This is a genomic window from Streptococcus sp. DD11 (assembly GCF_001578865.1).
GTDB classification, from domain to species: domain Bacteria; phylum Bacillota; class Bacilli; order Lactobacillales; family Streptococcaceae; genus Streptococcus; species Streptococcus panodentis.
Genome location: NZ_KQ969393.1, coordinates 487815 through 498581 on the forward strand (window position 1 = coordinate 487815; position 10767 = coordinate 498581).

General features: G+C 40.6%; 15 protein-coding genes. All 15 read left to right on the plus strand.

The window, feature by feature from the left end:
* On the plus strand, window positions 1-406 hold a 406-nt coding region (locus STRDD11_RS05615; RefSeq protein ID WP_206512679.1), incomplete at its 5' end, for a hypothetical protein.
* Window positions 407-429: 23 nt separating this feature from the next.
* On the plus strand, window positions 430-1290 hold the full coding sequence (locus tag STRDD11_RS05620) for a hypothetical protein (RefSeq protein WP_128836162.1): 861 nt from the start codon (window positions 430-432) through the stop codon (window positions 1288-1290).
* An 87-nt stretch (window positions 1291-1377) separates the two neighbouring features.
* Window positions 1378-2031: a hypothetical protein gene (locus STRDD11_RS05625; RefSeq protein WP_128836164.1), complete on the plus strand. Its 654-nt coding sequence runs from the start codon at window positions 1378-1380 to the stop codon at window positions 2029-2031.
* A gap of 179 nt (window positions 2032-2210) precedes the next feature.
* Window positions 2211-3374 (plus strand): class I SAM-dependent rRNA methyltransferase, encoded by a 1164-nt coding sequence (locus tag STRDD11_RS05630; RefSeq protein WP_128836166.1) that lies wholly within the window; start codon window positions 2211-2213, stop codon window positions 3372-3374.
* The gene (gene aroD, locus STRDD11_RS05635) at window positions 3371-4048 is read left to right on the plus strand and encodes a type I 3-dehydroquinate dehydratase (RefSeq protein ID WP_128836168.1); all 678 of its coding nucleotides are present in this window, start codon (window positions 3371-3373) and stop codon (window positions 4046-4048) included. Before STRDD11_RS05630 ends, aroD begins: the two co-directional genes overlap by 4 nt.
* Complete coding sequence (locus tag STRDD11_RS05640) at window positions 4038-4892, plus strand: shikimate dehydrogenase (RefSeq protein ID WP_128836171.1); 855 nt, start codon at window positions 4038-4040, stop codon at window positions 4890-4892. Before aroD ends, STRDD11_RS05640 begins: the two co-directional genes overlap by 11 nt.
* A gap of 8 nt (window positions 4893-4900) precedes the next feature.
* Window positions 4901-5500: a hypothetical protein gene (locus tag STRDD11_RS05645; protein ID WP_128836173.1), complete on the plus strand. Its 600-nt coding sequence runs from the start codon at window positions 4901-4903 to the stop codon at window positions 5498-5500.
* Between the two features lie 112 nt (window positions 5501-5612).
* Window positions 5613-6212 (plus strand): hypothetical protein, encoded by a 600-nt coding sequence (locus STRDD11_RS05650; RefSeq protein WP_128836174.1) that lies wholly within the window; start codon window positions 5613-5615, stop codon window positions 6210-6212.
* A gap of 91 nt (window positions 6213-6303) precedes the next feature.
* Window positions 6304-6924, plus strand: coding sequence for a hypothetical protein (locus STRDD11_RS05655; RefSeq protein WP_128836176.1), 621 nt, complete (start codon window positions 6304-6306; stop codon window positions 6922-6924).
* A complete protein-coding gene (locus STRDD11_RS13625; protein ID WP_164828397.1) occupies window positions 6915-7079 on the plus strand; it encodes a hypothetical protein in 165 nt (54 codons plus the stop codon). Before STRDD11_RS05655 ends, STRDD11_RS13625 begins: the two co-directional genes overlap by 10 nt.
* Window positions 7080-7216: 137 nt before the next feature.
* The gene (locus tag STRDD11_RS05660) at window positions 7217-7828 is read left to right on the plus strand and encodes a hypothetical protein (protein WP_128836178.1); all 612 of its coding nucleotides are present in this window, start codon (window positions 7217-7219) and stop codon (window positions 7826-7828) included.
* A complete protein-coding gene (locus STRDD11_RS13630) occupies window positions 7819-7983 on the plus strand; it encodes a hypothetical protein (protein WP_164828360.1) in 165 nt (54 codons plus the stop codon). The genes STRDD11_RS05660 and STRDD11_RS13630 overlap by 10 nt, the downstream gene beginning before the upstream one ends.
* Window positions 7984-8120: 137 nt before the next feature.
* Window positions 8121-8744, plus strand: a complete 624-nt coding sequence (locus STRDD11_RS05665) for a hypothetical protein (RefSeq protein ID WP_128836180.1) — start codon at window positions 8121-8123, stop codon at window positions 8742-8744.
* 294 nt (window positions 8745-9038) lie between these two features.
* Window positions 9039-9656, plus strand: coding sequence for a hypothetical protein (locus STRDD11_RS05670; RefSeq protein ID WP_128836182.1), 618 nt, complete (start codon window positions 9039-9041; stop codon window positions 9654-9656).
* Window positions 9643-10767 (plus strand): hypothetical protein (locus STRDD11_RS05675; RefSeq protein WP_128836336.1); only part of this gene is annotated, 1125 nt, incomplete at its 3' end. The genes STRDD11_RS05670 and STRDD11_RS05675, both read left to right, overlap by 14 nt.

Here is a 10767-nt window from a genome sequence, read left to right on the forward strand (position 1 = left end):
GCTAGTACCTTTGGAATATAAGGAAATGCTTGAAAATTTAGGATTTGATGATATACGATTTGAGCAGCAACTGTGGACTGCAGACAAGGAAAAAGGAGTCTATTTATGGATTACTCGTGATCCATATAGAGATGATGACTCTACAGAGTTTATTTTGCTTTGGAAAAATCAGCAGATTAATTTGAATGTGACTACGGTTGCAAATTTAAAATGGTCAGAACGTGATGAAATAACAGGCGAGTTGAAAAAAGGCCTGGTTGCTAAAGCAATAAATTATATTCATATTCCTAGTAATTTAAAAAATAATAAAAAGGAAATTATTGAAATAATTAAACAAGCTCTTCAAAATTTAGACTATCGAAATGATGTAGAATTTCGATCAATAGCCGATCCGGAAGTGCGCTAAATATTTAAAGGGAGAATGAAGAAGTGTATAAAACAAAAGCGGATATTATTAATTGGGTTAAGCATTTTGACGGACCCTTGGAGACAAAAGCAGATTTTGCCAAGTTTGCGGCTGAGCTAGGCGAACAAATAAAGCAGATGGACTTTCGAGCTAAAAATGGCGGAGCGGCTATTGCTTACTCCGGCTGGTTTGGTAATGAGCCTGGAGTCCAGTCTCAGATTTTCCGGACGGCCCAGAATATCTCAGAGCATAGCAATGGCGCCTATAGTTTCATTAATGGTGCTGGAGAAAATCTGTTGAATGATAGCTATTTTGTTGATGAACTGAGAGAGAAGATAGGTAAAAATGCAGCTGCAGAACTTATAGGCGGTAAATGGACTGACAAAGGCCGCAACAAATATGTCTTTGGCAGTGATAATGTCTTAACAATCAACGACCTTGTCTCTGATAACTACATGCGTGTCAATGCCCGTGGGGATGTGCTGGTCCTGATGAATGCTGATTCGCCGGCCGACAGTGTCTTGGGGCAGACCGAGCTTCCGCGCCTGATTGATCGCCATCCGGGTGTGACAGCCATCAATGGCGTGCCGGTCGAGGAGCTGAGAAAGCTGACTCCAGAGCAGCGTTTCCAAAAGGTGGCGGATGCCTCAGTCCGCATCCAGGAGACTGCGACCTTCTACCGGGGATCCTATCCCGGAGCTGCAGGAGATGTCGAATTTCTGGATCTCAGTGGAAAGGGAGCGGATGGAGATAGGATAAACAAGCAATCGCAAGGTCTTTTTTTATTGCTCAAAATCCCCCAAAACTGGATAGAATTTGGGATTCTGTCTAATAAGCTGCTTCCTAGAATGACAGCTATTCAGTATAATAGAATCAGACTGTGATAAGGAGGAGACATGGGAGAAAATGACTAGGATAAACCACAGTTTTTCAAACAATGAGATGATGGCTGAGAGGAGAAGGAGAAGATTATGAAGAAAATTTTAAAAACAATCATTATAATTTTAGGAGGTTTTATTGTTATGACAAATTTGTCAGGCTGTCGATATTTGGAAGAACAAAAGTTTTCGGATTTAGGGAAGGTTTACCCGACCAAGAATCCATATGACTTATTCAAGGTTTTTCCCAAGGGATTTAGAATTTATAATAGTCAGTTATTTAATAAAACAAACTATGTTCTAGATTTATATTCTCAAGAGAGCGGAATTATTTCCGGGACCTTAGAAATTAATGAGATTAATGAAACTCTGGAAACAGTGGTAAAAATTGATATAGAGGTTGATAAGACGGGGAAATTGATGCCTAGCAAAAATTTAACCGGGAAATATCAGGAATGGCTGGAAAATTTTATCTTTCTTTTTCAAATAATGGATTTGAGCCAAGAACAACTGCGTTCATTTAAGGAGAATGGTTCTTATAGAAATGCGATTGGCGATTATACCCGTCTTTATATCCTTAATGATAGTAGGGTCGCATCTTATTTAAAAATCCAAGGGACTGAATTTGGTATAAGTATTCATGGTAATACTGATTATGAGAAGCAATTTGATTTTTATAGAGAAGTTGAAATTGGTAGGGATGATAGTTCCATAAAAGAATTTATTACAAGCGGTGGGGGAGAATAGGTACTGTTGTCTCAGCCTCTTTTTTTATGCAACGAACACACTAAAATAAAAGAGGTTTTTGTAAAAAAATAAAAATATAGCCTTCTGCCCCCTTGTATTTTTGTCAGAAATTCATTTTTGCTTGTCCCTTTGTAAAATATGTTTTGAGAATTTTCACAATCTTTGGTATAATAAACGTTATGAATAAACTTACTGTGAATCAGCAGGCAGAAGAGAAGCTGAGAAAGGGCCTCTTTTTACTGGAAAAGAAAGACTTTCCGCATCTTTCGCTGACCAACCAATGTGTGGAAGCGCGAAATGCGGCAGGAAAGTTTCTGGGAACAGCTTATCTCTCCGCTCAGAATAAGGGGATTGGCTGGCTGATTTCCCATGAGAGGATCACAGCGGATGCGGCCTTTTTTCGGGGGCTGTTTGCTCAGGCCAAGGATAGGCGTTCGGCCTATCGTCAGGCTGCCCATACCAGTGCCTACCGCCTCTTTAACCAAGACGGCGACGGCTTTGGCGGCTTCACAGTAGATTTATATAATGACTTTGCGCTTTTTTCTTGGTATAATGAATTTGTCTATGCCATTAAAGAAGAAATTTTGACGGCTTTTCGGGATGTTTTTCCGGAAGTTGCGGGGGCCTACGAAAAAATCCGCTTCAAGGGCTTGGCTTATGAGTCAGCTCATGTATATGGAGCAGAAGCGCCGGATACTTTTATCGTCTTAGAGAACGGTGTCCGCTATCAGGTCTTTCTCAATGACGGTCTCATGACGGGTATTTTTCTGGATCAGCATGATGTGCGGGCCAGTCTGGTGGATGGCTTGGCTGCAGGTAAAAGCCTGCTCAATCTGTTTTCTTACACTGCGGCTTTCTCTGCTGCGGCTGCCATGGGCGGAGCCCGTCAGACGGTTTCGGTGGATTTGGCTAAGCGCAGCCGTGAGCTGTCAGAAGCCCATTTTCGGGCAAATGGGCTGGCTCTGGATCAGCATCAATTTGTGGTCATGGAGGCTTTTGACTATTTCAGATACGCCAAGCGCCATCATCTGCAGTATGATGTAATCGTCCTTGATCCGCCCAGCTTTGCCAGAAATAAAAAGCAGACATTCTCGGTTGCCAAAGATTACCATAGGCTGATTCGGGAGGCTTTGGAGATTCTCAGCCCTCAGGGGCTGCTGATTGTCAGCACCAATGCAGCCAATCTTTCCAAGAGTAAATTTAAAGAAGAAATCGAAAAAGGGTTTGCCGGGCTTGGGCACCGCTATTTAGCAGAATACGGCCTTCCAGCAGACTTTGTATACAATAAAAAAGACAGGAGCAGTAATTACCTCAAGGTATTTACAATAAAGGTGGACAAATGAAATTAGTCGTTTCTGTAATGCCAAAGAGTTTAGAAGAAGCTCAGGAAATTGATGTGACCCGCTACGATGATGCCGATATTATTGAGTGGCGGGCAGACTTTCTGGTCAAAGATGACATTCTCAATGTGGCGCCAGCTATTTTTGAAAAATTTGCCGGGCGTGAGCTGATTTTCACGCTGCGGACACGCCCAGAGGGCGGAGAGATTGATTTGACCGATGATGAGTATGTGGCCCTGATTAAGGAAGTGGCCGGTTTTTATCAGCCGGATTATATCGACTTTGAGTACTATTCTCATAAGGATAAGTTTGAGGAAATGCTGGAATTTCCCAATCTGGTCCTGAGCTACCATAACTTCGAGGAAACTCCGGAAAATATGATGGAAATCCTGTCTGAGCTGACCAGTCTGACGCCCAAAGTGGTCAAGGTTTCGGTCATGGCCCACAATGAGCAGGATGTGCTGGATCTGATGAACTATACCCGCGGCTTCAAGACGCTGAATCCTGAGCAGGATTTTGTCACTATTTCCATGGGAAAAATCGGCAAGATTTCGAGACTGGCAGCTGATTTGACCGGCTCCAGCTGGTCCTATTCCAGCGTAGAGCAGCCCAGTGCACCGGGGCAGGTTTCCTTGCCTAATATGAAAATCGTTCGGGAGATTTTAGATGAAAATTAATGGGCATACCCGCATGGCTGCTGTTGTAGCCAATCCAATCAAGCACAGCATTTCCCCCTTTGTCCACAACTATGCGTTTGAAAAAACGGGGGTCAATGGTGTGTATGTGGCCTGGGAGGTCACCAGAAAAGATTTAAAGATGACAATTGAGAATATCCGGCGCTTTAATATGTTCGGCGTCAATCTTTCTATGCCTTATAAGCAGGCTGTCATTCCTTATTTGGATGAGATTGACCCAGTTGCCCGCCTGATTGGTTCTGTCAATACAGTTGTTCATCGCAATGGTCGTTTAATCGGTTATAACACAGATGGCAAGGGCTTCTTTCAGAGCTTGCCGTCTTTTGCTATTAAGGGCAAAAAAATGACCATTCTGGGGGCTGGCGGCGCAGCTATGGCTATTATCGGCCAAGGAGCTCTGGACGGTGTTGCTGCTGTTGATGTCTTCACTCGGACGGCTTCGCTGGAGAAGGCTCAGAAGCGGATTGAGGCCATTGAGCAGGAGACTGGGGTTCCTATTCGGATTTTTTCACTGGAGGACCAACTGCTCCTGCAGGAGCGCATTCAGGATGCGGAACTATTTGTCAATGCGACCGGCGTCGGCATGAACGGCCGGGCCCTGCCGATTACTTCTGAATTTATTTTCCCCCAGGAGATCATTGTCGCGGATATGATTTATCAGCCTTTTGAATCCCCTTTCCTGAAGCTTGCGGCCAGTCAGGGGATTCAGACTGTCAATGGACTCGGCATGCTGCTCTATCAGGGGGCAGAAGCCTTTAAACTCTGGACAGGCAAAACCATGCCCAGCCAAGAGATTTGGCAAAAATTAGAAGAAATGTATAAGTAAGCCTTGAGATGAAGAAACAAATAAAGTTTATTCTAATATCAGTCATAATTCTTTTATCCATTGTCGGAGCTGGCATTTATATGTACAATAAAATCACGAAGCCCAATCTTGGCCCTCAAACGACCCAACTCTATCAACGAGGTTTTCGCCTTTTAGAAGAGCAGATAGGGATTTACATCAAGGAACATTTTTCAGGAATTGAGAAGATTGAATTTTCTCCGATTTATGTGACGGGGGATGACGGTTCTTCTATGATTGATGCCTATGTACGTCCGACGATTTATGATAAGCATGGCAACCAAGCGACTCTAGGAACGAAAATTAAAAATTACACTCCAGCTAGCTATGGTTTAATTACTGATATTTTTCTTGCTTATGATGGATTTGGTAAAGAAGTCATAGAATTGATGGATTCAGAAGATAACGACATTGACGTTTCTGATGCTGAACATTTGCCTGATGAAGCTAAACTGACAAGTGCTAGAGGGATAGATGAAAATATCGAATTATTAGTAGAGGATGGTCAGTTAAAAAGTGTAGTCAAGGATGAAAAAGGCAGTCCAGAAGCTCAAATTATTTATAATGTTGAGCTGGAGAAAGGAGAGTAGTGATATGACATTGACAAAATTTTATATGACATTACCTAAAAATTATGCTATACAATAAGAAAGCGGTCTATAAAAGCGTTGTTTTATAAAATACTATAATTGAGGTTTATCCATGAAGAAACGAATAAAGCCTATTTTAATATCAGTCATAATACTTTTATCCATTGTCGGAGCTGGCATTTATTTGTACAACAAAATCACGAAGCCCAATCTTGGCCCTCAAACGACCAAGCTCTATCAGCGCGGATTCCGGCTGCTGGAGGAGCAGATCGGGATTTATATCAAGGAGCACTATTCAGGAATTGAGAAGATTGAATTCTCTCCCATTTATGTTACGGGGGATGATGGTTCTTCCATGATTGATGCCTATGTACGCCCAACGATTTATGATAAGCATGGCAACCAAGCGACTTTAGGAGTTTCTGTAAAGAACAATCTCCCCTTGAGCTATGGCTTGCTTTCTCATATTTTTCTTGCTTTCGATGGAACTGGCCAGGAAGTCATAGAATTGATGGGTCCAGGAGGTGAGGAAATAGATGTTTCAAACTCCAGACACCTCCCATCAGAAGCTAAATTAACAGAAGCGAAGAGCACAGATAAAAATATCGAACTATTGATAGAGGACGGTCAGTTAAAAGATGTTGTCAAGGATGAAAAAGGCAGCCCAGAAGCAGAAATTGTCTATAATGTTGAACTGAAGAAGGGGGAGTAGTGGTATGACACCCCTCAAGCATTATGCTTTTCTATAAGAAAGCGGTTTATCAAAGCGTTGTTTTATAGAATTGTATAATGGAGGTTTGTTTATGAAGAAAAAAGTTGCTGCAGGTCTGGCAGTTCTATTCATTCTTATTTCAGGAGGTATATTTTATATGGTGAATTTGCAAAAGACTTCTTCTGGACTTGATGTTAAAGAAGAAAAAATTATCAAGCATGGTTTTCGTCTGCTGGAAGAGCAGCTGGCTACCTATATTAAAGAACACTACTCTGGAGTAAGTAAAATTGAATTTTCACCGATTTTTATTGAGGGCGGAAAAAGCAACCCTCCTTTCACAGCTGATGTTCTGCCAGTTGTCTATGATGAGGAGGGGAACCGAGCTGTTTTAGGAAAGGATGTAAAAAACATAGGTTATCCGTCTTACGGTATTCTTGCGGGGCTTTATTTGGATTTTGATGCTGATGATAAAGAAATTATAGAGCTGGAAGATTCTGAAAAAGGACATGGCGTTGAGATTGATGTGTCTAACGAAAATGTTTTACCAAAGGAAGCGAGGTTGCTCCCTGATAATATGTTAGATAAAAATTTGCAGGCTTTGGTTGATGATGGTCAATTGAAAAATATCAAAAGTAGTAATAATGGTAGCCCCAAAGCTGAGATTAGCTATAATTTAGAAATTAGAAGGGGGAGCTATTTAAAATGGAATTGACACATAAAGACATTCAGAAACTTCATGCTGAAGTTAGAAATTGGAAAATTGAACCAGAAGGAAAAAAATTATTTACTAAGGATAATCAGCAATACGAAATCATAAATTCAGAAAATTCTGTAACAGAAGCTGTTGCTGTTGCGCCGGTGGTTTAAGTAATCAGTATGATTCAGATAGATATTAGTGGAACTTTGACTGATTTTATATGACATTGCCCAAAAATTATGCTTTTCTATAAGAAAGCGGTTTATGAAAACGCTGTTTTATAGAATACTATAATTGAGGTTGGTCTATGAGAAAAAAGGTTGTTGCAGGTCTGGCAGTTTTGTTCGTTCTTATTTCAGGAGGTATATTTTATATGGTGAATTTACAAAAAACTTCTTCTGGACTTGATGTTAAAGAGGAAAAACTTATCAAGCACGGTTTCCGTTTGCTGGAAGAACAGCTGGCTACCTATATTAAGGAACACTACTCTGGAGTAAATAAAATTGAGTTTTCACCGATTTTCATTCAAGGTGGAAAGGATAATCCCCCTTTTACAGCTGATATTCTCCCAGTCGTCTATGATGAGGAGGGGAACCGAGCTGTTTTTGGAACTTTAATTGGTAATACAGGTTATGCATCCTATGGGATACCTTACAGTATCTTCCTTGACTTTGATGCTGATGATAAAGAATCTATTTTACTGAGAAATTCAATTAAGGAACAGATTGAAGTTGCTGATAAAGAAAAATTACCGGATGAAGTAAAATTAACTTCTAATCCTGCGATTGATGATAACATAAAGGCCTTAGTTGACGATAGTCAATTAAAAAATGTTATTAAAAGCGAGACAGGGAGTCCAAAAGCTGAAATTAACTATAATTTAGAGATTAAGAGAGGAAGTTATTTAGAATGGAAATAAGCCACGAGAATATTCAAATACTTCATCGTGAGGTAAGGACTTGGAAAACTTATAAAGCAGGCACGAGAAAAGCGACTGATGATGGTCAGCAATACGAAATCATCAATTCAGAAAATTCTGTAACAGAAGCTGTTGCTGTTGCGCCGGTGGTTTAAGTAATCAGTATGATTCAGACAGATATTAGTGGAACTTTGACTGATTTCATCTGACATTCCTCAAACGTTATGCTATACTATAAGAAAGCGGTTTATAAAAGCGTTATTTTATAGAATACTATAATTGAGGTTGGTCTATGAGAAAAAAGGTTGTTGCAGGTCTGGCAGTTTTGTTCGTTCTTATTTCAGGAGGTATATTTTATATGGTGAATTTACAAAAAACTTCTTCTGGACTTGATGTTAAAGAAGAAAAAATTATCAAACACGGTTTTCGTCTGCTGGAAGAACAGATTGCAACTTACATTAAAGAAAACTATTCCGGTGTTTCTAAGATTGAGTTTTCGCCGATTTTCGTTCAGGGTGGGAAAGATAATCCCCCTTTTACAGCTGATATTCTCCCAGTCGTCTATGATGAGGAGGGGAACCGAGCCGTGCTGGGAACTCAAATTGGCAATACTGGTTATGCATCCTACGGGACTACTGCGGATTTAGAGGTTGACTTTGATTATGCAGGCAATGAATTTATTTATTTAGAAAAATCTTCTAGGGGGTTAGATTTTGATATCAATGTAAGCAACCAAAAAACTTTGCCTGAGGAAGCTAAAATCAAGACAGAACTTAAAGGGACGGACGCCAATATGGAAGCTTTAGTTAATGATGGTCAGTTAAAGAACATCACTAAAAGCGAAGCAGGGAGTCCAAAAGCTGAAATTAACTATAATTTAGAGATTAAGAGAGGAGATTATTCAAAATGGAAATAACCCATAGAGAAATCCAACAATTGCATGATAAGGTTAGGAATGGAAAGGGTTAGAAGAAGGGACTAAAAAAGATTTAGAAAGCAGTGGTCAACAATACGAAATCATCAATTCAGAAAATTCTGTAACAGAAGCTGTTGCTGTTGCGCCGGTGGTTTAAGTAATCAGTATGATTCAGACAGATATTAGTGGAACTTTGACTGATTTCATCTGACATTCCTCAAACGTTATGCTATACTATAAGAAAGCGGTTTATCAAAGCGTTATTTTATAGAATTGTATAATGGAGGTTCATTTATGAAGAAACGACTAAAGCCTATTCTAATATCAGTCATAATTCTTTTATCTCTTATCGGAGGAGGTATTTATATGTACAACAAAATCACAAAGCCCAATCTTGGTCCTAAAACGACCCAACTCTATCAACGAGGTTTTCGCCTTTTAGAAGAGCAGATAGGGATTTACATCAAGGAACATTTTTCAGGAATTGAGAAGATTGAATTTTCTCCGATTTATGTCACGGGGGACGATGGCTCTTCTATGTTTAATGCGGAAATGGTCCCTATTATTTATGATTCACATGGGAATAAGGCTAGATTTGGAGGAGAATTTAAAAAATTTCAACATCCTGCGTATGGTATCATAGGTTATTTACGCCTTGGGTTTTATTATTCAGGAAAACATTCTATTGAATTAAGTACCGATTCTGGGGAAATGATAGAGGTGACTTATGGGAAGCCTATTCCGGAAGAAGTAAAAAGGAATGAAATGAAGGATATTGATCTGAATTTTGAGACCCTGATTTCAGAAGGAAAGTTAAAGGGGGTTGAAAAATCAGATACTGGCAGCTCGGAGGCAAAGATTGTTTATAATCTTGAACTGAAAAAGGGGGTGCTTCCAAATGACACTGACTGATAAAGAGATTCAAGAATTACAAGGGATTACCAAGAAGTCAATTCAGAAAGAGAACGGTTCTGTTATACAGATTCCAGGACAAAACAAATTTTATAAAGTTGTTAATCAAAAAGATGATGTAACCCAAGCTTTGGCAGTTGTTCCAGTAGACAATGCAGATGGGGCTAATCCAAATTATCAGGAAACAACCATTCTTGTAGCCGGTACCCAAGTTCCTTTTGAGCATATGAAGTATTGGGACGACCAGTCCTATTTCTGGAAGAAAGATTTTGATATTGCTGAATCTTCCGCAAATGCCTTTATTACCAGTGGTTGGTTTGGAACGGTACAAGGTGGACTGACGCCTCAGACTGCCGATATTGATCAGTTTTATCAGGAAACTTTGGAGAAGGCCAAATCCGAGGACAAGAATGCTATTATCTCTAATATGTCTGGGCACAGTCAGGCCGGACCAGGAGTGGCTTATACTGCTTCAAAATACGGTTTGCAGGAGCATCGTTCGATTAAGGTAACAAACTTTATGGATTTTGAGGCCCATGATGCGGTAGCAAGCGGCGCCATATCAAAAGAACAGGTCGCCTATCTCAATAAGAATGCGACTATTTACCGGGACAGCCGAGGTGATGTTGTTGTTCTTGATGGAGATGGAGGAGATGTGCCTTATGGAAAGACGATGCGATTTGAAGTGGTTGAGGGAGACGATGGACATTCACCTCAAACTCCTGTGATGAAAGGGAATAAGCTGGATGTAGATTGGTATTATAAAAGAAACCGGTTTGCTACTGGCATGACTGAAAAGCAGGTACGGGAAATTGCCAAGAAAAAAGCAGAAAATGCCAAACTGAACAAAATTACTGCTAATTATGGTTTGGGGACTGATAAACTAGACCCTGAATACTATGTCAAGGAATACAAGAAAATCTACGGCGCTTTTGCGTCCGAACCGTCTCGGCTGCAGCTGCTTGAGCACAGCCGGAAGCGGATTGCGGAGCTGCAGTCCGGTCTGACCGGCCGTTCAGGCAGTCAGCTTATCCGTCTGAGAGAGGAGCTGCTGCTGGAAAATGTGCAGACAGCCCGTCTGCAGCCGGAGGAATTTGCGGCAAGACTCAAT